This is a genomic window from Pseudomonas sp. GW821-FHT04D07, from assembly GCF_059420225.1.
In genome coordinates, this window is sequence record NZ_JBWKTH010000006.1 from 217,548 (window position 1) to 241,299 (window position 23,752).

Below are 23,752 nucleotides of genomic sequence, written 5' to 3' on the forward strand. Positions count from 1 at the left end.
TATGAGCTGATACCAGACCCGCCCAAATGGCCAATGCACCCGACGCCCTCATCGCCACCCTCCAGCGCCGAACCCAAGGCAGCAACCCTTGGATCAGCTCTAGTGAACTGCTGAGCGAAGTGAACATAAGCTGGTCCACGATCAAGCGCCATCTGGACGATCTGGTCAGGTCTGGAGAAGTCATTCGGGAAGGTAAAGCACGCGCCACTCGCTATCGACTGGCTGGCAGCAATGCTGCCCCACTGCCCGGCAGCATTGCGGTCTCCACACCAGGGGTAGCTCCTGCCTGGTCAACCGAAAGTCAGACACTGCGCCAAGCTCTGCTGCAACCTCTAGGCCTGCGCAACGCCGTCACCTACCAACGCACCTTCGTGGACAACTACGTCCCCAACCAGACCTCGTTGCTACCAACCTCACTCGCCACGACCCTGATGGAAGAAGGACGCATGCGCGGCCAACAACCGGCGGGCACCTACGCACGCAAGGTCCTGGAGCCCCTGCTTATCGACCTGTCCTGGTCCTCTTCGCGCCTGGAGGGCAACCGCTACTCATTGCTCGCCACCGAGCAACTGTTCAAGAGCGGAGCCACCGGTGGCGACCTGGATGCCGTGATGCTGCTCAACCACAAGGCAGCCATCGAGTTCATGGTCGACACCGTCCCCACCTACGGCCTGACCACTCCGGTGATCCAGAATCTGCATGCACTGCTGATGCAGGATCTGCTGGCCGACCCGAGCGGCCTGGGCACCATTCGCCAGAAAGTCGTCAATATCAGCGATACCACCTACCTGCCCAGCCAGGCCCCTTCCCTGCTCGGCGAAATGCTCGAATCCATCCTGGAGAAGGCCAGGCAGATCAAGAACCCGGTCGAGTCGGCCTTCTTCCTGTGGGTCAACCTGGCCTATCTGCAACCTTTCGACGACGGCAACAAACGCACGAGCCGTCTGGCGGCCAACGTCCCCCTGATGCTGTACAACAGCGCGCCGTTGTCCTTTCTGGATGTCGATGCGCGCGATTATGCGCACGCCATAATGGGCGTCTATGAACACCTGGATGTATCGCTGGCCGCAGACCTGTTCGAATGGGCCTATCGCCGCTCGATCAGGAAGTACGAAGTGACCCTGGAGGCCATGGGCAAACCCGATCCCGTTCGGGTGCAATTCAGGGAAGCGCTGAACGAGTCCATTGGCGCCATTGTGCACGACGGCAAGACCTGTGAAGAGGCCATCGCCGACTTATCGCTGCCCCTCGATCAGGCGCAGCTACTGCGCCCATTGCTGATGGACGAACTCAGGGTGCTGGGTGTCTTCAACTGCGCGCGCTACCGGTTGACGATGAAGCAGACCGAGAGCTGGATCAATGCCGGCCGCCCTTTGTAGGGGCGAGCTTGCGGGCAAATGAGAGCGGCCCGTCGCTCGGCTCAACACTACGGCGCGATCTGCACTTCACTCGGCAACACAGCCAGCCCCCTCAAGCCAGTACCACTTCCACCCTGTTGCGGCCAGCCGATTTGCCCTCGTAGAGCGCGCGATCGGCCCGGGCAATGGCGTTGCTGAGTGCCTCTTGAGCGCGATATTGGGTGATGCCGATGGACAGCGTCACGCTGACTTTATTGTCGTCACTGTCAATCACCAACGCCTGGATCGCCTTGCGTATGCGTTCCGCGATTGCAGCCGCCTGGTCAAGATCGGTTTCCGGCAATATCGCCAGAAACTCTTCGCCGCCCCAACGGCCAATATAATCCTGCTCGCGCATCGAGCTGTCGAGTAAGTCGCTCACGGCATTGAGCACCCGGTCCCCCACATCGTGACCGTACTGATCATTGATGTGCTTGAAGTGATCGATATCCATCAACATCATGGTCAGGTTGTTGGGGCGTCGATGGTGCCGCGTCAACTCTTTCTCGGTCAGCGCAATCATGTGCCGACGATTGAACAGGCCGGTCAACGAGTCGGTCGTCGCCATCCGCGCCAGGCTCTTGTGCGCACGGGTCACGGTGATCACATAGAACAGCGCCAGGTAGCTGAACATGCAGAACACCACCGTCAGGTTGAAAACATGCACACCCAACAAGGCATTGGAGGAAATGGGTTGCAGCGGCTGGATGTACCACATGAGCACATCCAGCCCCACATAGTAGGCCCACAGGCAAGCGGCGAGGGTCCAGGCGCTGCGGGGACGCATGGTCACGAACAGGGCCGGTATGAACATCAGCAGAAAATAGTGAAAGCCACTTTCCCAGCCAATCAGCACGGTTCCCAGTCCTGCGTGCACCAGGACTTCAGTGCGGATCAGCAGGATCGCCAGCCGATTACGCCGCTGGCTGAACGCGCGATAGGCGTAGACATACATGGCCACGCTGATCACGTTGACCCAGGCCAGGATGGGTGAGCCAAGCAGGAGAAAAATAAACAGAAAGGCGACATCCACCGCGCCGGCCAACTGGCAGCAACGCATGGAAAGCTGCCAGAACTCGGGACGGGCGACACTCTTGTGCGAGTTTTCCGAGGGTATGCCTGGCATCGAACCTGTTACCTCAAGTGCCGGTCGCGAGTCGCGGTTTTTACTTAGGTTGACTACCTGATAACCGGCAGCCAGGGAGCGTCTGAAGTGTAGTGAATCGCCGGGCGGTCAGCCACCCGGCAATATCATAATGCCTCTACGACTTGAAGCGCCCCACCAGCCCGTTCAGTTCATCCGAGAGGTGCGAAAGCCGACCTGAGTCTTCTTGCGCGGAATTGGCCAGGCTTTCGACCAACTGTGCCTCGTCGTAGATCTGCTGGATATGTCGATTGATCTCTTCGGCGACACTGTGCTGCTCTTCCGCCGCCGCCGAGATCTGCAGGTTCTGATCGCGGATTTCATTGACCGACAACTGGATACCTTCAAAGCTGTCACGGGCGCTCTCGATCGAGGACACACTGGCCCGCGACAGGTCCAGGCAACTTTCCATCTTCTGCGAAACTTCCTGGGTCTTGCTGCCGAGCGTATTGAGCAGCTGGTCGATTTCCCCGGTGGAGTCGGACGTGCGCTTGGCCAGGGCCCTGACCTCATCCGCAACCACGGCAAAACCGCGGCCCTGGTCACCGGCCCTGGCGGCTTCGATCGCCGCGTTCAGCGCCAGCAGGTTGGTCTGTTCGGCGATGGCGCGGATGGTCCCGAGAATCTGGTTGATATTGCGGCTGCCCTCCTCCAACTCGACCATGGCCTGGGACGATTCGGTCAAGCGCCGCCCTAGCCGGCCGACATTCTCGGTGGTCAACTCGATCTGCTGCTTGCCTTCGGCCACACGGTGGTGCCCGCTCTCGGCGGAGTCGGCGGCGGCACTACAGGAGCGGGCCACTTCGTTGGCGGTGGCGACCATTTCGTTGAAGGCCGTGGACACCAGTTCCACCGCTTCACGCTGGCGACCGGCCGCCTGGTTCATGTTGTGCGCCACCTCGCTGTTGACCCGTGAGGCATCCTGCAGGTTGGTCGAGGCGGCACCGATACGTTGGATCAACTGGCGTATCGCGGCGAGAAACTTGTTGAACCAGCCGGCCAGTTCCGCCGTCTCGTCCCGGCCCTGTACCTCGAGATCGCGGCGCAGGTCACCCTCGCCCTCGGCAATCGATTGCAACCCGGTGCTGACTTGGCCGATCGGCTTGACGATGACCTTGGCGAACGCCGCCGCGAGCAGTGCAAAGAGCAGCACCAGCACCACCACGATCCCCGCCGTCAGGTAGGTCATGCGCGTGGCCGCGCCCATGACTTCGTTGTACTCGATCAAACCGACGTAGCGCCAACCCAGGCCGGGCGATGTCCAGATATTGGCCATATACCTGACCCCGTTGATCTCCACTTCGGTGGAGCCTTGCTGGATGGCCGCCAGTTTGCCGTAGGGCTCGCCCAGGTCCTTGAGCGACTTGAAGTTGTGCGCGGCGTCACGCGGATCGACCAGCACGGTGCCATCCTCGATCAGCATCACATAGCCGCTTTCGCCGAGCTTGATGCTTTTGACCAGCTCGGTAAGGTTTTTCAGCGAAACGCTGACGACAAACACACCCTTGGCCTTGCCCGCGTCATCGAGCATTGCCCTGGCGCTGCCAACCAGCGCCAGGGCGTCCTTGTCATAGTAGTAAGCCGGCGTGCGCACCGCCTTGCCCGGGCTGGCCATGGCGGCCTTGTACCAGGGCCGCGCACGCGGATCGTAGCTCGACAGCTGCGGGTCGTCCGGCCATTTGGCGTAGCTGCCATCTTCCAGGCCGATGGAAATGATCGCCGCGGCCGGGTGCGTCGAGCCATAACGCGCAAACAGATCAATGACCTGTCGGGCGGCCGGCGGCATCGGCTGGCTGGCGGCATCGGCAGTCTCATAGTGCTTGAGGCTGGTGACCGATGTGTATACAGGATCAGCGGCCATCTGATCGACGTTCTGCTGAGTGCCGTCGAAAAACTGCCGGATATTGCCGTCGATCTGGCGTATCTCGCGGGTGCTGCCATCAATAAACTGATCGACCGCCTGCGACCGTATATTCAATACCGATATCACCGCCACCAGGCTTACAGGAATGAAGGCGACCAACACAAAGGCGAGAACGAGCTTGTTTTTTATTTTCATTGTAACGATCACCATCCGAGGAAATGCGGTGCGAATGGCCAGACTACACGGACAAATAGCGATTTGCCACCGAGCCTGCCTCGGTTGATTTGACGGAATATCCGCCGATTTTTCGTATACAAAATTAATAAATATTGTGGCGAACACAAAGACTGATCACACGAACTCTCACTTCATGTCGCAGCACGGTTGAGCTGATTCCTGTATCCGCTCAAATCAGCTCATCCAAACGCCTATACCCAACCCCCATCGACGATGAAGTTTTGCGCGGAACACATGGCGGACGCCGCGGAGGCCAGGAAAAGCGCCATGTTGGCGATATGCAAAGGTTCCACGCTACCTGGCAGGCACTGGCTGCGACTGATCAACGCCCTGGCGGCATCATCGACCCAGAGAGCAAGCTGCTTTTCGGTCATCACCCAGCCGGGAACCAGGGTGTTGACCCTGATGCGCCATGGCCCCAACTCCCGCGCCAAGGCCCGGGTCATGCCGTGAGTGGCCGCTTTGCTGGCCGCGTACACCGGGTATCCGCTGGAGGCCATCATCCAGCCAATCGAACCCAGGTTGATGATCGTGCCTTCTCCCGCGGCCTTCATCATGGGGACCACCGCCCGAGCGGCAAAAAAAGCATGCTTCAGATTGACCGAAATCAGCTTGTCGAATGTCTCAGAGTCAACTTCATCCAAGGTATGCCGGACATCATTGGCGGCATTGTTGACCAGGACCGTCACCGGCCCCAGGGTTTGCGCAAAGCGCCCGATCGCCTCTTTATAGGCGCTCTCGTCAGTGATATCGCAGTGAGCGAACTCAACCCGATGGCCCTCGGCCGACAATTGCGCCGCCAGCCGTTCGCCTTGGCTCTTGGCCATATCCACAAAGGCCACCTTGGCTCCCTGCCGGGCAAAGGCGCACACCATGGCCTCGCCAATCCCTGAAGCACCACCGGAAATCAGTACGGTTTTATTTTTCAGGTCCGCATACACGGCCTGCGGACCGGCGTCCGTTTCGTTATTCATCTGACGGTTACTCCACAGTAAGCATTTCGATTCAAGCAGTTGGACTCAAGGTGTGCCTGGGCACGGATGGATCACTTTTGCCAACCTGCCAATTAGTCTTATTTTATATTGCAAAACCGGCATTCAAGGCTATAAATTTGTGGGAATTTCGGAAAATTATCGCGAATTAGTAGAACTATTCAACTCAACAACAATAAAAGGAGTTCAACCATGCGACAATCCCGGCACCTGCTTTCCGGCCTCGGTCTTTCCCTGATGATCAGCAGCTTCGGCGCCCAGGCTGGCGGCCTGTCCAGCGAACACAAAGCGTTTGGCAAGACCCATGATGGAACCGCCGTCGAACAATATGTGTTGCGCAACAGCCATGGCCTGCAAGCCACGGTCATTACCTACGGCGGCGTTCTGCAGTCGTTGAAGGTGCCGGATAAAAACGGCAAATTCGAAGACGTGGTACTGGGCTTTGACGATGTCCAGGGCTATCAGAGCGGCAAGGCATTCTTCGGCGCGACCATCGGACGCTACGGTAATCGCCTGGCCAAGGGTGCGTTCGAACTGGATGGCAAGCGTTACCAGGTGCCGCTTAACGATGGCCCCAACGCGCTGCACGGCGGTGCGCTGGGTTTTGACAAGCGTGTCTGGAAAGCCCAACCGGTCAAGAGCAAGGATGCGGTCGGCGTGAAGCTGAGCTATCTGTCGGCGGACGGTGAAATGGGTTTTCCCGGCAACCTGAAAGTCGAGGTCACCTACAGCCTCAACGACAACAACGAGCTGCGTATCGAGTACAAGGCCAGCACCGACAAACCCACGGTACTGAACCTGACCAATCACAGTTACTTCAACCTCGCCGGGGCCGGTAACGGTGATGTGCTCAAACAGCTCGCGACCTTGAATGCCAGCCATTACACCCCGGTCAACGGCACGTTGATTCCAACCGCTGAACTGGCTCCGGTCGCCGGCACGCCGATGGACTTTCGCCAACCGACCGCCATCGGCCAGCACATCAGGGACGATCATCCGCAACTCAAGTTCGCCGAGCCGAAACAGGGCGGTTTTGATTTCAACTGGGTCCTGGATACCAAGGGTGACGTCAGCCAACTCGCCGCCGACGTGCGCGACCCACAATCCGGCCGGCGCTTGCAGCTCTATACCAGCGAGCCTGGGGTGCAGTTCTATACCAGCAACTTCCTCGATGGTTCGGTCAAGGGCAAGGCGGGCAAAACCTACGCCCACTGGGGGGCGTTTACCCTGGAGACCCAGCACTATCCCGACTCGCCGAACCAGCCGGGCTTCCCGTCAACGCGGTTGGACCCAGGCCAGACCTATACCCAGAACACTGTCCTGAAATTTTCCGCTGATTGAACCTGAAACCTGAAACCTGAACTGAACCTGTAGGAGCTGTCGAGCCTTGGCGAGGCGGCGATGACGACGGTACAGGCAACATTGATGTTGCCTGATCTACCGCTATCGCCGCCTCGCCAAGGCTCGACAGCTCCTACAATATCGAATATCGGTGTCAAACCGCGAAGCTTTTGGCAGCCTCAAGGGCCTCTTCGCGGCGTTCCAGCTCCCACATTGAACAACCGTGCTCAGCGTTGTTTCAGGCGATCAATCACCACCGCCAGCAGCAGGATCGAACCACGGATCACGTACTGGTAAAACGTGTCGATGTTTTTCAGGTTCATCGCATTCTCGATGATCGCCAGTATCAGCACCCCGGCAATCACATGCCGAATCATCCCCACCCCACCACTCAACGACACCCCGCCCAGCACGCAGGCGGAAATCACCGTCAATTCGAAACCCTGGCCAATCATCGGCTGGCCGGAGGTCATGCGCGAGGCCAGGATCACCCCGGCCAACGCTCCGATAACCCCGTGCACGGCGAAGATGATGATCTTGGTCCGGTCGACGTTGACCCCGGCCAGCAGCGCCGCTTCCGGGTTGCCACCAATGGCCATGGTGTTGCGCCCATAGGTGGTGTAGTTCAGCAGCCAGCCAAAAAACAGGAAACAGCCGATAGTGATCAGGATCGGCACCGGCACGCCAAACAACTGGCCATTGCCGTAGATGAAGAACTGATCCTGGGACACGCCGACCGCCTTGCCGCTGGCAAAGATATAGGCCAGGCCCCGCACGATCTGCATGGTCGCCAAGGTGGTGATCAGCGCATTGACCCGCAGCTTGGCAATCACGATCCCGTTGATCAGCCCGACGATCAGCCCCATCAGCAGCGCCGCGCCGATACCCAGCAACACGCTGTCGGTGTCGCGCATCACCACCGCCGCAACGACCCCGGCACAGGCAATCACCGAGCCCACCGACAAGTCGAAATGCCCGGACGCCAGGCAATACAACATGGTGCACGCGGCAATGCCGGTGGTGGAAATCGCCAGGCCCAGACCGCGCATGTTCAGGGGCGAGAGGAAGTTGTCGATGAGCAAGGTGCAGAGCACAAAGATCCCCAACGCCGCCAACAGCATCGCCCAATTGTCGAGAAGGCTGCGCAGGTCCAGGGCTTTACGCGCCGTTGGTAAAGTGTTGTCTTGGATGGTCATAGTCACCTCTCAATTCTCCAGGCCGTCAGCGCGTTGGCGCGGCAAGGCCAGTTGCAGCAAGTTGGATTCATTGGCCTGTTCGCGGCTCTTTTCGCCACGCATCGCGCCTTCACAAAGCACCAGGGTGCGGTCGGAAATGCCCATCACTTCCATCAGGTCGCTGGACACCACGATCACCGCCACCCCACTGGCGGCCAGGTTATGGATGATCTGGTAAATCTCGGCTTTCGCGCCGATATCGATACCCCGCGTTGGCTCGTCAAGCAGCAGGACCTTCATCGGCATCGACAGCCAACGGCCAAGAATGGCCTTCTGCTGATTGCCCCCCGACAGGTACATGATTTTCTGCGTCGAATTAGGCGTTTTGACTTTCAACGCCTTGATCTGCTTGTCGGCATTGCCCCGTTCCCAGCCGTCGCGCAACAGCCAGCCAAAGGCGGAATTGGCGCCGCGGGCACTGATGTTGATGTTCTCGGCAACGCTGGAAAGCGGCATGATGCCTTCCTTCTTGCGGTCCTCGGGACACAGCAGGACACCGGCAGCAATGGCATCGCGCGGCGAGCGTAGTTGCAGCGCCTCGCCACACAGCTGCAGACTTCCGGCGGTACTGCGCTCAAGACCGCAGAGCAGGCGCAGCAGCTCGGTGCGCCCCGCGCCGACCAGGCCGAACAGGCCAAGAATCTCGCCCTTGTGCACCTCGAAACTCACCGGCGTACGCAAGCCCGGTCCCAACAGACCATCGACCTTGAGCGCCACCGCGCCACGTTCACGTGGACGGTAATCGTAGATGTCCTGAATGTCGCGACCGACCATGCAGGTGACCAGTTGATCGTGGGTCAGCGCGTTCATGTCCTCGAAGGTACGCACGTAGCGACCGTCCTTGAACACGGTCACCGCATTGCAGATACGGAACACTTCCTCCATGCGATGGGAGACGTACAGCACCACTTTGCCCTCGTCCCGCAGGCGCTCGATGATCGCCATCAAGCGCTCGATTTCCCGGGCGGACAAGCTGCTGGTGGGTTCGTCGAAGGCAATCACATGGGCGCCACGGGACAACGCCTTGGCGATTTCCACCAACTGCCGTTGCCCCAGGGACAGACGACCGACCTTCGTCTGCGGATCGATTTCATCGGCCAGGCCCTTGAGACAGGCCAGTGCATGCTGGCGCAATGCAGCACGGTTGATCACCCCGAAACGGGCCGGCAAGTGCCCGAGAAACAGGTTTTCCGCCACGCTCATTTCCGGCACCAGGTGCAATTCCTGGTGGATGACCGCCACGCCGCTGGCAATGCTGTCGGCGGCGCACTTGAAGGCCATGGTCTGCTCGCCGATCTGCAAATGGCCGCTGCTCGGGGTATAGGCGCCGCCGAGGACCTTGAGCAAGGTCGACTTGCCCGCGCCATTTTCGCCCATCAAGGCATGGACCTGCCCCGGGTGGGCGGTAAAGCTGATGGCGTCCAGCGCCTTGACCCCGGGAAAGGTCTTGCCGATGCCGTTGAAGCGCAAACTGGCGCCGACACTGTGCTGTTGTTTGTTCAATTGCGCGTGCATAACCACCTCATCACACCGATCAGGCAGCCCCGTCGCCAAGGCCGCCGAGGACAGCAACCGATCTTCAGTTCCACAGACCGATCTTTTCCAGTTCCTGCTTGAAGTTGTCGCGCGTGATCAGCGTGACCTTGTCCATCGCGGTGTATTTCAGTGGTTCCTTACCGGTGGTGACCCACTCGAACATCATGCTCGCGGTGTTGTAACCCTCAAGATGCGGGCTGGGCAGCATCGAGCCGAAGAACCCGCTGTTGGGCTTTTTCAACTCGCCGATGGCGTCAGTGCCATTGATCCCGACACCGATGACATTGGTGGCGGCGAAACCGGCGCTTTCGGTGGCGCGCACGGCGCCCAGCACGGAGTTGTCGTTCATGCCGCCGACGATCAGTTTTTTCGCCGCGCCCGGCAGTTTCACCAGGGCCGAGTTGGTGGCGTCCATGCTGCCTGGCACGTCGAGGGTCTTGAGCGGCGCAAACAGGATGTGGTCTTTCGCCAGGCCAGCGTCTTCGAGCGATTTGACCGAGCCATCGGTACGTTTTTTACCCGTATCGAGCTCATTGTAGGTGGTGATCACCGCGTAGGTGTCTTTCCAGTCCCAGCCACGCTTCTTCGCTTCGCCAGCCATCGCCGCGCCCTGCTGCTGGCCCACTTCGAACGCCGCCATGCCCAGGTAAGGCACGTCTTCCATGAACTTGCCCTTGGCATCGACAAAGCGGTCATCGACGGCGATCACCTTCAGGTCATTGGCCTTGGCCTTGGCCATGATCGCCGGCCCGAGGGACACGTCCGGCGCGCAAATCACAAAGCCCTTGGCACCATTGGCGGCGAGACTGTCGATGGCCGAGAGGGTTTTCTCACCGTCCGGCACGGCGATCTTGATCACGGTAAAGCCCTTGTCCTTACCGGCCTTTTCCGCGAACGCCCATTCGGTCTGGAACCAGGGCTCTTCCGCCTGCTTGACCAGAAAACCGATCTTCACCGGCTCGGCGGCCAGCAACAGGCTGCTCAGGCTGACGGCCGATGCTGCCAGGGCGATACAGCACAGGGAACGGATTGCACGACGACGATTCATAAGGTGACTCCTTGTTTTTGTTGTGAGTGCGAGTGGTGAACCGGTACAGCCTGGTGTTCGACATTTATCCGGCAAAGCGGTGACAGAGAGTCCCCGGGGTTTCGACCTCAATGGCCAGCACCGCGCCGTCCAACGGGTGATTGAGCGGGCTGGCGGCACTGGTGATGTACAGGGTTCGCAGATCCTTGCCACCGAACACGCAACTGGTGGGGCGGCTGACGGGCAGCTCAATCACCCGATCGACCTCGCCGTTGGGTGCCAACCTGAGCAGGCAGCCACCGTCCCAACGGGCGTTCCAGAGGTAGCCTTCGGCGTCCATCGCCGAACCGTCCGGGACGCCGCGCGGGTGCGGGCCAAACCATTCCCGCGCCGGGCCGAGCTGGCCGTCGCTGCCGAGCGAATACTGATACAGCGTGCCGTCCAGGCTGTCGCCGAAATACAACTGCGTGGCGTCCTCGCTCCAAAGCAAGGTATTGGGAATACCCAGGCCGCGCGCCAGAGGCGTGACTCGCGCATCCGCATCGATCCGAAACAAGCCACCGCAACGGCGCAGAACGGGGAGGTCTTCGCCCTGCTCGCCGAGGTTGTTCTGCATGGTCCCCAGCCAAAGCCGGCCCTGGGCATCGCAGCGGGCCTCGTTGGCCCGGTTGCCCGGTTGCGGATCAGCCACGCAAAGCAACGTCAGGCGCGGCGTTTGTGCCACGGAGCTCAGGTCGAGTCGATACACGCCACTGCTCAAGGTGACCAACGCATCGCCGCTTGCGCAGGGGATAAACGCCGATACCGGCTCCGGCAGTTGCCAGATCTGTACGTCGGTACCCGTCATGCGCAAGGCCTGTTTGCCAGCAATATCGACCCAATACAGGGCCTGGCCCGGGGCGTCCCAGAACGGGCCTTCACCCAATTGCGCACGGTGTGCGGTGACTGCGGTCCACGACATGAAGCCTCCTCGGGTGTTCGGATTTTCAGTGGCCGACAAACGGGTTCACGTTACAGCGGGTCGCGGGATGGCAGCCCATCCACCAGTCGTTGAATGCGCAACGGGTTGGCATTTTTCAAAGCGTCCGGGAGCAGGCTGTCGGGGTAGTTCTGAAAGCACACCGGGCGCAGGAAGCGGTCGATGGCCAGGGTCCCCACTGAAGTGCCACGCGCATCGGAGGTCGCGGGATAGGGCCCGCCGTGCACCATCGCGTCACAGACCTCAACGCCGGTCGGATAACCGTTGAGCAGGATCCGCCCGACTTTCTGCTCCAGGAGTGGCGTCAGCTCGCTGAACTGCCGCAAGTCCTCGGGCTCGCCAATGATCGTCGCCGTCAGTTGGCCGTGCAGGCCGTTCAACGCGGCGCCGAGCTGCGCCTGATCGGCCACTTCAACGAACACGGTGGTCGGACCGAAGACTTCTTCTTGCAGTACTTCATCCCCCTTGATCAGCAGGCTGGCATCCGCCTTGAACAGCTGTGGCTGCGCCTGATTGCCCACTTGCACAGCGCCGGCCAAGTGCTCGATGCCAGGGTGGGCAAGGAGCTTTTGCAAGCCGTTGCCATAACTGCTCAGGGTGCCGGCGTTAAGCATGGTTTGCGCGGGTTGGTCGCCGATCAGTCGGGCGACCTGCTGGATGAACGCGGTGAACTGCGGCGAACGGATACCAATCACCAGACCGGGATTGGTACAGAACTGGCCGCAGCCTTGGACCACCGAGGCGGTCAGATCACGGGCCACGGTTTCCGCCCGCGCTTGCAGCGCCCCGGGTAACACGATCACCGGGTTGATGCTCGACATCTCGGCGAACACCGGAATCGGTTGCGGGCGCGCCGCCGCCATGTCGCACAATGCTCGTCCGCCCTTGAGCGACCCGGTGAAACCGACCGCCTGGATCGCCGGATGCTTGACCAGCGCTTCGCCGACTCCGGCGCCGAAGATCATGTTGAACACACCGGCTGGCATCCCGGTGGTTTGTGCCGCCCGCATGATCGCATCGGCGACCCGTTCGGCAGTTGCCATGTGGCCGCTGTGAGCCTTGAACACCACCGGGCAACCGGCCGCCAGCGCCGACGCCGTATCCCCGCCCGCGGTGGAAAACGCCAGGGGAAAGTTGCTGGCCCCAAACACCGCCACCGGCCCCAGGCCGATGCGATACTGACGCAAGTCCGGGCGCGGCAACGGCTGGCGCTCGGGCAGCGCCCGGTCGATACGCGCCCCGTAGAAATCGCCGCGACGCAGTACGTTGGCGAACAGACGCATCTGGCCACTGGTACGGCCTCGCTCGCCTTGAATCCGCGCGGCGGGCAACGCGGTCTCACGACAGACCAGGGCGACAAATTCATCGCCCAGCGCGTCCAGCTCATCGGCCACCGCCTCCAGGAACTGGGCCCGACGCTGCGCACTCAGGGCCCGATAGACCGGGTAAGCCAGCGCGGCCGCCTTGGCGGCGGCATCGACCTCCTGCGCAGTCGCCTGGTAGAAATCATGGGGCAAGCGTTCACCGCTGCGGGCATCGATACTCTGAAGCCTGACGCTGCCGGTCGCGCTGCGCTGGCCGCCGATGTAGTTGTGGCCAAAAAACTGGGTCATGCCTGTCTCCTTAAAGAGTCCCTAGGGTTCCGGGTGCAAACACCGCGTCGACAGCGCGAATACCGTTGATCAATGGCGCACCGAACTCCGCCTGGCTGATTTCGAACACATCGCCCGGCTGCGTCCGGATACCGTCCGCGAAAGACAGGGTGGCGGTACCGAAAAAGTGAATGTGTACATCCCCCGGCCGCAGGAACTGAGCGTACTTGAAGTGGTGGTACTCAAGATTTTCCAGGCTATGGCACATATTGGCTTGGCCACTGAGGAACTCGTTCTGCCACAACACCTCACCATCACGCACAATGCGACTGGTACCGGCCAGGTGCTGGGGTAGCTCACCGACCCGCAGTTCTGGACCGTAGCTGCAATTGCGCAACTTGGAGTGGGCCAGGTACAGGTAATTCTTACGCTCCATCACGTGATCGGAGAACTCGTTGCCCACGGCATACCCCAGGCGATAAGGCTTGCCGTCCTGGCCGATGACATACAGGCCGCCGATTTCCGGCTCTTCGCCGGCGTCTTCAGCGAACGGTGGCACGGCAAATGCCTGGCCCGGACGCACGACGATGCTGCCGTCGCCCTTGTAGAACCATTCCGGCTGCACGCCGGCCTGACCGGCGGCGGGTTTACCGCCCTCCACGCCCCATTTGAAGATGCGCATGGTGTCGGTCATCGCGCTGTCGTCACCGCCCTGCTGATGCATCTTGTCCCGCGCCGCCGCACTGCCCAGATGGGTCAGCCCGGTACCGCTGACCAGCATATGCGCCGGGTCCGGATGATCCAGTGGCACCAGCACCCTGAGCTCAGCCAACAACTCGGCGTAGTCATGACTGGCCCCCAAGCCGAGGTTCTGTACCTGTTGCCGCAGATCGACACCCGCCTCGATGGCGGCCAGCGCCAGCTCGCGCACCGTGCGCAGCGATTGCACTTCACGTACCCGGCCGTCCTCGACCACGCCAACCCGACGCTCGCCGTGACTCAATTCGAACTGAACTAAACGCATGAAGCTTCTCCTGATTGCCGATCACGAACGGACCGATGTAGCCGCCCAGGTTGTCCGCCGGGTTGATCAACGCAATCCCTGTCGCCGCACTGGCGCCGGCAAAAAAACGCCCCGGCAAGGTCCAGAACACCGCGGTACAGGAAAACAGCGCGAACGCCACCAGGCACAGCGCCGCCAGTTACAGCAGCGGGACGCTCAGCCTGATCCATCCAGGCAACCTGCCGCGGGCCATCGGGCAGATAACGCAGCACCGGCCAGGTCAGCAAAATCGCCGGCGTACCGATGGCGATGAGCAGCCACTGCCAGCCGTGCAGGCCGAGCAGCAAGCGCATCAGATAGAAACTGTAGGGCCCCTGGACAAATGCCATGCCAATGGTGATGGCGCCCCAGGTGAGCATGATCCGCGCGAACCAACGCCGTGCGCCGAAGCGGTCGAGCATCAGGTTGCTGGGGATTTCCAGGAGGAAGTAGCCAATGAAGAACAGGCCGGCCCCCAACCCATACGCCGCATCGCCGATGCCGATATCAGCGCCCATGTGCAATTTGGCGAAGCCTACTGCAGAGCGATCCACGTAGGCGATCAGGTACAGCAGGATCAGGAACGGAATCAGTTTCAGCGTGATGCGACGAATCAGCCGCAGTTCCTGGCTCATGAGATCGATTTCCGATTGTTGTTTTTATGGAAGCTCGGGGGACGCCTCTCGCGGAAAACCGCCAGGGTCATGCCTCAGTTGCAAACGACTATATAGTATTACTATTTACCCAACAACACTTCCAAACCCAAGATTTTGCGCTTATGTTAGACCCAGCAAAGAACAATATAGTCTTACAATAAGAGAGCTGACCATGTCCGATAAAAAACCCGACCTGCGCTCCGCCCAGTGGTTTGGTACGGCCGACAAAAACGGCTTCATGTACCGCAGCTGGATGAAGAACCAGGGCATTGCCGACCATCAGTTCCATGGCAAGCCGATCATCGGGATCTGCAACACCTGGTCGGAGCTGACCCCATGCAACGCGCACTTCCGCCAGATTGCCGAGCACGTCAAACGCGGCGTGATCGAGGCCGGTGGCTTTCCCGTGGAGTTCCCGGTGTTCTCCAACGGTGAATCGAACCTGCGTCCGACCGCCATGCTCACCCGCAACCTGGCGAGCATGGATGTCGAGGAAGCCATTCGCGGCAACCCGATCGACGGCGTGGTGCTGTTGACCGGCTGCGACAAGACCACCCCAGCGCTGCTGATGGGCGCCGCCAGTTGCGACGTACCGGCCATCGTTGTCACCGGCGGGCCGATGCTCAACGGCAAGCACAAGGGCCAGGATATCGGTTCGGGCACCGCGGTCTGGCAACTCAGCGAACAGGTCAAGGCAGGCACCATCAGCCTCGACGACTTTCTCGCCGCCGAAGGTGGCATGTCGCGCTCGGCGGGGACCTGCAACACCATGGGCACCGCCTCGACGATGGCCTGCATGGCCGAAGCACTGGGGACTTCCCTGCCCCACAACGCGGCGATTCCGGCGGTCGATGCACGCCGTTATGTCCTCGCGCACATGTCCGGCATGCGCGCGGTGGAGATGGTTCGCGAAGACTTGAAACTGTCGAAGATCCTCACCAAGGAAGCCTTTGAAAATGCCATCCGTGTCAACGCCGCCATCGGCGGCTCGACCAACGCGGTGATCCACTTGAAAGCCATCGCCGGGCGCATCGGCGTCGAGCTTGACCTAGATGACTGGACCCGGATCGGCCGTGGCATGCCGACCATCGTCGACCTGCAACCGTCCGGGCGCTTCCTGATGGAAGAGTTCTACTATGCCGGCGGCCTGCCGGCGGTGTTACGCCGCCTCGGCGAAGCCAACCTGATTCCCCACCCCAAGGCCTTGACCGTCAATGGCAAGTCGCTCGGCGAGAACACCCGGGAGGCGCCGATCTACGGCCAGGATGAAGTCATTCGCACGCTCGCCAACCCGATCCGCGCCGATGGTGGTATCTGCGTACTGCGCGGCAACCTGGCGCCGCTCGGCGCGGTGCTCAAGCCGTCCGCCGCCAGTGCCGAACTGATGCAGCATCGCGGCCGCGCGGTGGTGTTCGAGAACTTCGACTTGTACAAGGCGCGGATCAACGATCCGGAGTTGGACGTCGATGCCAATTCGATCCTGGTGATGAAAAACTGCGGCCCGAAGGGTTATCCCGGCATGGCGGAAGTCGGCAACATGGGCTTGCCGGCCAAACTGCTGGCCCAGGGTGTCACCGACATGGTGCGGATTTCCGACGCGCGCATGAGCGGCACGGCGTACGGCACCGTGGTCTTGCACGTGGCACCGGAAGCGGCGGCCGGCGGACCTTTGGCCATCGTCCGGGAAGGCGACTGGATCGAACTCGATTGTGCCAATGGGCGCCTGCATCTGGACATCCCGGACGCCGAACTGGCGGCGCGCATGGCCGACCTGCAAACGCCGCCGCCACTGATCGTGGGCGGCTATCGCCAGCTGTACATCGACCACGTGCTACAGGCGGACCAGGGCTGCGATTTCGACTTCCTGGTGGGTTGCCGCGGCGCCGAGGTGCCACGGCATTCACACTGATCGTCATGAAGCGGCAGCATTCCCCAGCGGTTCAGGCGCGCAGGAGCACCTGAAAGGAATGGGAGCGATGCTATGATGCGGCGTATTTCGTCAGAGCAGCCTCCCTGTTATGGAACACCAGCCCCCCAAGCCACGCAAGAGCATGCATGCCCAGATCGTTCAGGAACTGGGCATGCACATTGTCTCCGGACGTTTCAAACCGGAAGAGCGTTTACCTATGGAGGCAACGCTGTGCGAGGAATATAAAGTCAGTCGCTCGGTGCTGCGCGAAGCCACTCGGGTACTGAGCGCCAAAGGGCTGGTGTACTCCAAGCCACGGGTCGGCGCGGTGGTCCGCCCCCGCGTGAAATGGCACTTACTGGACCCAGATGTGCTGTCCTGGCTGATGCAGTCGACGCCGCACAGCGAGTTCTTCAACACCCTGGCCGGCGTGCGTCGCATCCTCGAACCGGAAATCGCCGCCATGGCCGCCACCACGGCGACCGATGCGGATATCGCGATCATCGAAAAAGCCTATAAAGCCATGGAAGCGGCACAGACCCACGCGAACCTGTTGCAGGCGGACCTGGATTTTCACCGGGCGATCGCCGATGCAACCCGCAACGACTTGCTCGCCTACATGTGCAACATGCTCTCGCTGCCGCTGCGCGAGTCCATCAATATCACCAATCAGCGTCCCGACAGTCAAAGGCTCAGCCTGCCCCGGCACAAGGCGATCCTGACCGCCATCAAGAATCGTGACGCCCTCGGTGCCCGGCATGCCTCGCTGGTGCAACTGGACGATACCCGGGTCGCCCTGGATGCCGTGATGAACGTCCTCACGCCGCTGTAAGCCAACGCGCTATCAACCAGGCCCGCACGTATCTGACTCAGGCCTTGGCCCCCAGCTCCGCGGAGAGCCGCGCGGCAACCTGTTTGATCAACGGGATCAGTTCGGCCATTTTCTCCAGCGGCATATAGGGCACGGTACTGGCGATGCTGATCCCGGCGACGATTCGCCGGCTGGCATCGCGTACCGGTGCCGCGACGCAGCGGATCGACGGTTCATTGTCTTCCAGGTCAAAGGCGTAGCCGCCCGCCACGTACGCCAGCATGCGCTGCTGAAATTGCTCCCAGGATTGCTCCGGGAGCTGCGGCCATAACAGATTTTTCCCGGCCACCGGCACGCTGAGCCGATACAGGCGCTGCCATTCCTCTGGCGAGTCATCGAGCATCAGTGCCTTGCCGATCCCGGTGCGCGCCAACGGCATGCGATGCCCGACCCGCGAACGCATTTCCGGACCATTACGTCCAGGGTTCTTGTGCAGGTAGAGCACGTCATCGTCGTCCCGAATCGCCAGGTGAATGGTGTCGCCGGTCAACACCGACAATTCATCCAGGTAGGGGCCGGCCAGGGTCACCAACGGCAACTCTTCGCGCGCCTGAAAACCCAGCTCGATCAGCTTGGGCCCGAGCAGATAACCGATTTGCGGCACCACCCGCAGATAACGTTCATCCACCAGGCAACTGGCCAGTCGATGGGTGGTGCTGCGGGTGGTGCCGATCAGCCGGGCGATTTCCTTGAGGTCACGCGCACCACTGGCCACGGCTTGCACCACACCGAGGCCGCGGAGCAGCGTCTGGGTACCGGTTGGCGCGGCGTCCTTGGCATTTTTTGCGGCGTCTTCCTGCATATCCGGCCTTCAACAATGAGCGAGAGAACGGGCGGCATTATGGTCGCCCGGTCTGGCGCTTGCTAGAGCTCGATCCGCGCCACCTTGCCCACCAGCAACACATAAGACAGTGCGCCGATCAGCGCCAGCACGGCGATATAGGTGATCGCCGGGGCGAAAGAGTCGCCGCTGGCGAGAAAGCCGATGACGATTGGCGTGGTGATTGCCGCCAGATTGCCGATAAAGTTGAACACGCCCCCCGTCAGCCCCAACAAGCGGGCCGGCGCCAAGGTCGAGACCAGCGACCAACTGATCGAGGCCATGCCATTGCCGAAAAACGCCAGCGCCAGGCAGGCGATCACCCACGGCGTCGATTCGACAAAGTTGGCACCGATGATCGAAGTGGAAATCAGCAAGCCGCCAATGATCGGCAACTTGCGGGCAAAGCCGAGCGGCGCGCCACGGCGGATCAACCAGTCGGAGAAGAACCCCGAGCAGAGCACGCCGACGAACGCCGCGAGAAACGGCAGCGATGCCAGCAGGCCGGACTTGATAAAGTCCATGCCACGGTATTTCACCAGGTAGGTCGGAAACCAGGTCAGAAAAAACCACAACGTCGAATTGAGACAGAACTGTCCGAGGTAGATACCCCACAACTTGCGTTTGCTCAACACGATGCCCAGGTCCGTCCAACTGAACGCGGTCTTGCGCCGGGCGGTCTCGGCCTGGATATCGACCAGCCCGCCGCCCTCACGGATGAGCTCGATTTCCGCCGGATTGGCACCCTTGAAATCCCGCGGCTCGCGATACACCGCGTACCAGACAACTGCCCAGAGAATCCCCACCACACCGGTACTGACAAACACCATGTGCCAACCGTATTGATGTTGCAGCCAGGCCAGTACCGGGGTCAGAAAGGCCAGCCCGACGAACTGCCCGGAGGTGTAGAAACCGATGGCGGTCGCACGCTCACGCTCGGGAAACCAGGTGGTCACCACCCGACTGTTGATCGGATAGGCCGGCGCTTCCAGGGCGCCCACGGCCATGCGCAACACGAACAGCGCGATAAAGCTGGCGGCGAAGCCGAGCAGCACCGTGGCCAGCGACCACAGCAGCAGTGCGACGCTGTAGAGGATGCGCGGCGGCACTCGGTCCACCAGCCAGCCACCGGGAATCTGCATGGCCGCGTAGGTCCAGCCGAACGCCGAAAAGATCAGCCCGACATGGATCGGATCGATCGCCAATTCGCTGGTCAGCGCCGGGGCCGCGATCGACAGGTTGCTGCGGTCCAGGTAGTTGATTACCACGGTGATGAACAGCAACAGCATGATGAAAAAACGCTTGCGGCTCGGTGTCACCAACGACACTGGCCCGGTAAAGATTTCCGGCTGCATGGGGAGTGCCTCTTCTTATGATTATTGAGGGCGTTGGCTTGCAAAAAGACGGCGGTCTGGGCACCGACCGTCAAAGTCCGGCAGGGCTTACCACTCGGCAAAACTGCCATCGGCATGGCGCCAGATCGGGTTGCGCCAGCGGTGGCCGATGGCGGCGCGTTCAATCACATATTCCTCGTTGATCTCGATACCCAGGCCCGGGCCGTTGGGGATTTTCACGAAGCCTCTGTCGTAGTCGAACACCCGCGGATCCTTGACGTAATCGAGCAGGTCATTGCTTTCGTTGTAGTGGATGCCCAGGCTCTGCTCCTGGATAAAGGCGTTGTAGCAAACCGCGTCCAGTTGCAGGCACGCCGCCAGCGCAATCGGGCCCAACGGGCAATGCAAGGCCAGCGCGACGTCGTAGGCTTCGGCCATGTTGGCGATCTTGCGGGTTTCGGTGATGCCGCCGGCATGGGACGCATCCGGCTGGATGATGTCGACGTAGCCTTCGCTGAGCACCCGCTTGAAATCCCAGCGCGAGAACAACCGCTCGCCCAGCGCGATCGGCGTGCTGGTCAGCGGTGCCAGTTCCTTCAAGGCCTCATAGTTTTCGCTGAGCACCGGCTCTTCGATGAACATCAGTTTGTAGGCATCGAGCTCCTTCATCAGCACCTTGGCCATGGGTTTGTGCACCCGGCCATGGAAGTCCACGCCAATGCCGACATTGGGGCCCACCGCATCACGCACGGCGGCGACGTTGGCCAGCGCCAGGTCGACTTTCTCGAAGCTGTCGACGAATTGCAGCTCTTCGGTGCCGTTCATTTTTACCGCGGTGAACCCCCGCTCGACGGCCTCCCTGGCCGCCCGGGCGGTGTCGGCCGGACGGTCGCCGCCGATCCACGAGTACACCCGGATCTTGTCACGCACCTGACCGCCGAGCAGATCACTGACCGACACCCCCAGGGCCTTGCCCTTGATGTCCCACAGCGCCTGGTCGATCCCGGCCAGGGCGCTCATGTGCACGGCGCCGCCACGGTAGAAACCGCCGCGATAGAGGACGGTCCAGATATCTTCGATATTGCGCGGGTCCTTGCCGATCAAGTAGTCCGACAGTTCCTCAACCGCCGTCGCGACCGTGTGGGCGCGGCCTTCGACCACGGGTTCGCCCCAGCCGGTCACACCTTCATCGGTTTCGATCTTGAGGAACAGCCAGCGCGGCGGAACGATAAAGGTCGTCAGTTTGGTGATTTTCATCTTGTGGTCTCTCTTGCTCAGAGGCGGCGCACGCGGCGCCGGAAAGTCTTAACGCAACGTGTTCCAAGCCTGCACATAAGCGTTGGCGCGGACCGCCACTTCATCCGCTGTCAGCCCCGGTTTGAACAACCCGGACCCCAGGCCGAAACCGCTGACGCCCGCTTCGACAAATACCCGCATGTTGTCCGGCGTGATCCCGCCCACCGGAATCAGCAAGGTCCCGGCCGGCAGCACCGCCAACCAGGCCTTGACCACCGCCGGGCCCATCTGCTCGGCGGGAAACATCTTCAGCACATCGGCGCCTTCGGCCAGCGCGGCAAAGGCCTCGGTCGGCGTGGCGACGCCTGGCGACAAGTACAGCCCCGCCGCCTTGGCCGCGCGCAGAACCTGGGGATCACTGTGCGGCATGACGATCACCTGCCCGCCCGCCGCCTTCACCTGCTCGACCTGTTCCGCAGTCAACACCGTACCGGCACCGACCAGGCAATCGGCGGGCAACAGGTCGCGCAGGATGCGGATACTGTCGTACGGTTCAGGCGAGTTGAGTGGCACTTCAATGACGCGAAAACCGGCCTGATACAACACCTCGCCGATGGCCGCCGCCTCTTGCGGACGCAGGCCACGAAGGATCGCGATCAGACCGTTTTTCGCCAGTGCTTGCTTGAGCATGTCAGACCTCTTGGTAATTGAACGTCGGCGCTCAGCCGAGCAGCCCGGCCGCTTCGGCCAGCTGCCATAAACCGCGCTCGGTGGCCTGTTCGGCCAGGCTCACCTGAGTAAAGCCGCAGGTAGCGAGCGCTCGGCTGTAGCGGGCGCAGAGTTGGGAATTGCCGATCAGGATGATCGACGGCAAGTGGGCGCTGTTGCGTCGATGGCGCTGCACGCTGGCGAGGGCCGCGAGTTCATGGCCAATCAACAGGCCCGACAGATAGTCGGTTTGTTCGGCCGCGCTCAGCTCGCCCGTCAGACCGAGGCTGCGCGCACTGAACAGGGTCGACAGAGGCCCGATGTCGCCATCGGCGGACAGCGCCACCTGCACGCCGCGATCAAACGCTGCGCCGTCAAAGGGCGCGCCGCGCTGTTGGGTACGCCCCAGAATGCTGTGTTCACTGAGCACGGCGAACACCTCGCCGGTCATGAAGGTGTCGAAATGGCGGATGCAGCCGTCGGCCACTTCGACCCATTTCGAATGGCTGCCCGGCAAGCCGATCAGCAGATTGTCGCCAGCGCCCGGCGGCAAACTTTGCAGCACGCCGAGGACCTGGGTCTCTTCACCGCGCATCACATTCGGCAAGCGCGAACGCTGGATTACCCCGGGCACGATATGCACAGCGACACCGCGCAAACTGTGCACGATGTTCAGGGCGGAGCCCAGATTGGCGACATTCGCCGGGGTGTCGCAGTAGGCGGCCTCAGCCCACCCCTGGGCGCTGCCGACCATACCGCAGGCGATCACCGCCAGTTCGGGCTGAGCATCGAGCCAGTCGCCACAGGCCTCATCGAAAGCCAACTCAAAACCATTGGCGCACATCTGGCCGGCGATCATCCGCGGCACGCTGGGCAACTGCATGATGCCCGACGACAGCGAACGCTGTTCGAGTACCTGGCCACCAGCCGCGAGTTTGTAAGCCCGAAGTGAGGTGGTCCCCCAATCGAGCGCAATCAATTGCGCCTGCATCGCTTCACCTGAAATTTATTTTTGGACAGTGAGTGCGTAGAGCTGATGAGGACGACTATAGACCTAACGCGGCAGAAGTCTCAATATATAAATTAACATCCCATATATAGGGATTAAAGTTGCAAAAATGATCTACGCCCGAGTGCAATATTCCCCGCCGTTTGCGTCTTGCAGAAGGATCGCGCCCAAGCCGGGCAAGGGCCCGCCAGATGTTCCAGCAGCGCCGCACCGATCCCGCCAAAACCGAACATCAGGCCGAAGCCCCCCGGCAATCATCCCGACATCGCCCTGACCGAACGCAATGATGATCAGCGCCGCCAGCAACGGGCTGGTTTGTGGCGGCGCCGACGCCAAGGTCGAGCCGTCAGAGGTTTGCGTAAGGGCCATGAAGTGATTCCGTAACACGGATGGATGCACAGTTGCAGGTGCAGCAACGTGCCATTTTTCGGTGCAGCCACACCAGATACTTGTGGAGCTAACAATCGGATTTTCTCGATGAAATGACTAGTAGCGTAACGCCATTGGTCTGAATCTTGCGTGCTCTGAGTGCTTACAGCACGCCCTCTTACAAAGGGGAGCGAGAATGGGAAGTTTCGCTACAACGGCTGACCTACAACGCCTCACTGGCGGACTTCCAAAGTATCTAACGACGGCTCCCGTTACGATCGCACCAAAATCGTGCGCGGCGCCTTGAGGAGTAGTCGACCATGCACGCTTTTTTATCACCGGGGATTCGACTGCTGGGCCACTTCGGGTTCGCCCGCAAGTTTCAGGTACTGTTCCTGTTGTTTATCGTGCCGCTGATGGGCAGCCTGTACCTGATCGGCCAGGATTATCGCGG

At 61.1% G+C, this 23,752-nt stretch carries 18 protein-coding genes and 2 pseudogenes; 4 read left to right on the forward strand and 16 right to left on the reverse strand.

What is annotated here, in order from left to right:
• Positions 1 to 26: 26 nt before the first annotated feature.
• Positions 27 to 1,379: a Fic family protein gene (locus AC07T0_RS10920; protein WP_495001185.1), complete on the forward strand. Its 1,353-nt coding sequence runs from the start codon at positions 27 to 29 to the stop codon at positions 1,377 to 1,379.
• A 91-nt stretch (positions 1,380 to 1,470) separates the two neighbouring features.
• Here AC07T0_RS10920 and AC07T0_RS10925 read toward each other — a convergent pair whose 3' ends face one another.
• From AC07T0_RS10925 to AC07T0_RS10940, 4 genes and pseudogenes are all read right to left on the reverse strand, one after another.
• On the reverse strand, positions 1,471 to 2,523 hold the full coding sequence (locus AC07T0_RS10925) for a GGDEF domain-containing protein (protein WP_495001186.1): 1,053 nt from the start codon (positions 2,521 to 2,523) through the stop codon (positions 1,471 to 1,473).
• Between the two features lie 136 nt (positions 2,524 to 2,659).
• Positions 2,660 to 3,427, reverse strand: a complete 768-nt coding sequence (locus AC07T0_RS10930; protein ID WP_495001243.1) for a methyl-accepting chemotaxis protein — start codon at positions 3,425 to 3,427, stop codon at positions 2,660 to 2,662.
• Positions 3,428 to 3,562: 135 nt separating this feature from the next.
• Positions 3,563 to 4,615 (reverse strand): annotated as a pseudogene (locus AC07T0_RS10935) (cache domain-containing protein); the annotation flags it as partial.
• A 218-nt stretch (positions 4,616 to 4,833) separates the two neighbouring features.
• A complete protein-coding gene (locus tag AC07T0_RS10940; protein WP_495001187.1) occupies positions 4,834 to 5,616 on the reverse strand; it encodes an SDR family NAD(P)-dependent oxidoreductase in 783 nt (260 codons plus the stop codon).
• 210 nt (positions 5,617 to 5,826) lie between these two features.
• On the opposite strand from AC07T0_RS10940, the gene AC07T0_RS10945 reads away from it, so the two are divergent.
• Positions 5,827 to 6,975: an aldose epimerase family protein gene (locus AC07T0_RS10945; protein ID WP_495001188.1), complete on the forward strand. Its 1,149-nt coding sequence runs from the start codon at positions 5,827 to 5,829 to the stop codon at positions 6,973 to 6,975.
• Between the two features lie 227 nt (positions 6,976 to 7,202).
• Here AC07T0_RS10945 and araH read toward each other — a convergent pair whose 3' ends face one another.
• From araH to AC07T0_RS10980, 7 genes and pseudogenes are all read right to left on the reverse strand, one after another.
• The gene (araH, locus tag AC07T0_RS10950) at positions 7,203 to 8,171 is read right to left on the reverse strand and encodes an L-arabinose ABC transporter permease AraH (protein WP_495001189.1); all 969 of its coding nucleotides are present in this window, start codon (positions 8,169 to 8,171) and stop codon (positions 7,203 to 7,205) included.
• Between the two features lie 9 nt (positions 8,172 to 8,180).
• On the reverse strand, positions 8,181 to 9,725 hold the full coding sequence (gene araG / locus AC07T0_RS10955; RefSeq protein WP_495001190.1) for an L-arabinose ABC transporter ATP-binding protein AraG: 1,545 nt from the start codon (positions 9,723 to 9,725) through the stop codon (positions 8,181 to 8,183).
• Between the two features lie 64 nt (positions 9,726 to 9,789).
• Positions 9,790 to 10,794, reverse strand: coding sequence for a substrate-binding domain-containing protein (locus AC07T0_RS10960; RefSeq protein ID WP_495001191.1), 1,005 nt, complete (start codon positions 10,792 to 10,794; stop codon positions 9,790 to 9,792).
• Positions 10,795 to 10,858: 64 nt separating this feature from the next.
• Complete coding sequence (locus AC07T0_RS10965) at positions 10,859 to 11,734, reverse strand: SMP-30/gluconolactonase/LRE family protein (protein ID WP_495001192.1); 876 nt, start codon at positions 11,732 to 11,734, stop codon at positions 10,859 to 10,861.
• Positions 11,735 to 11,784: 50 nt separating this feature from the next.
• On the reverse strand, positions 11,785 to 13,365 hold the full coding sequence (locus tag AC07T0_RS10970) for an aldehyde dehydrogenase (NADP(+)) (protein ID WP_495001193.1): 1,581 nt from the start codon (positions 13,363 to 13,365) through the stop codon (positions 11,785 to 11,787).
• Positions 13,366 to 13,375: 10 nt separating this feature from the next.
• Positions 13,376 to 14,368, reverse strand: a complete 993-nt coding sequence (gene araD1 / locus AC07T0_RS10975; RefSeq protein ID WP_495001194.1) for an AraD1 family protein — start codon at positions 14,366 to 14,368, stop codon at positions 13,376 to 13,378.
• Between the two features lie 16 nt (positions 14,369 to 14,384).
• A pseudogene (locus AC07T0_RS10980) lies at positions 14,385 to 15,021 on the reverse strand (MFS transporter); the annotation flags it as partial.
• A 193-nt stretch (positions 15,022 to 15,214) separates the two neighbouring features.
• Here AC07T0_RS10980 and AC07T0_RS10985 point away from each other — a divergent pair.
• On the forward strand, positions 15,215 to 16,951 hold the full coding sequence (locus AC07T0_RS10985; RefSeq protein WP_495001195.1) for an IlvD/Edd family dehydratase: 1,737 nt from the start codon (positions 15,215 to 15,217) through the stop codon (positions 16,949 to 16,951).
• A gap of 109 nt (positions 16,952 to 17,060) precedes the next feature.
• The gene (locus tag AC07T0_RS10990) at positions 17,061 to 17,783 is read left to right on the forward strand and encodes a FadR/GntR family transcriptional regulator (protein WP_495001196.1); all 723 of its coding nucleotides are present in this window, start codon (positions 17,061 to 17,063) and stop codon (positions 17,781 to 17,783) included.
• A 37-nt stretch (positions 17,784 to 17,820) separates the two neighbouring features.
• Here AC07T0_RS10990 and AC07T0_RS10995 read toward each other — a convergent pair whose 3' ends face one another.
• The 5 genes from AC07T0_RS10995 to AC07T0_RS11015 form a co-directional block, all read right to left on the reverse strand.
• Entirely contained in the window at positions 17,821 to 18,624 is an 804-nt protein-coding gene (locus AC07T0_RS10995) for an IclR family transcriptional regulator (protein WP_495001197.1), read from the reverse strand.
• Between the two features lie 62 nt (positions 18,625 to 18,686).
• Entirely contained in the window at positions 18,687 to 19,997 is a 1,311-nt protein-coding gene (locus AC07T0_RS11000) for an MFS transporter (protein ID WP_495001198.1), read from the reverse strand.
• A gap of 87 nt (positions 19,998 to 20,084) precedes the next feature.
• Positions 20,085 to 21,233, reverse strand: coding sequence for a galactonate dehydratase (gene dgoD, locus AC07T0_RS11005; RefSeq protein WP_495001199.1), 1,149 nt, complete (start codon positions 21,231 to 21,233; stop codon positions 20,085 to 20,087).
• A 48-nt stretch (positions 21,234 to 21,281) separates the two neighbouring features.
• On the reverse strand, positions 21,282 to 21,902 hold the full coding sequence (locus AC07T0_RS11010) for a 2-dehydro-3-deoxy-6-phosphogalactonate aldolase (protein WP_495001200.1): 621 nt from the start codon (positions 21,900 to 21,902) through the stop codon (positions 21,282 to 21,284).
• A 31-nt stretch (positions 21,903 to 21,933) separates the two neighbouring features.
• Positions 21,934 to 22,911, reverse strand: a complete 978-nt coding sequence (locus AC07T0_RS11015; protein WP_495001201.1) for a 2-dehydro-3-deoxygalactonokinase — start codon at positions 22,909 to 22,911, stop codon at positions 21,934 to 21,936.
• Between the last annotated feature and the right edge of the window lie 841 nt (positions 22,912 to 23,752).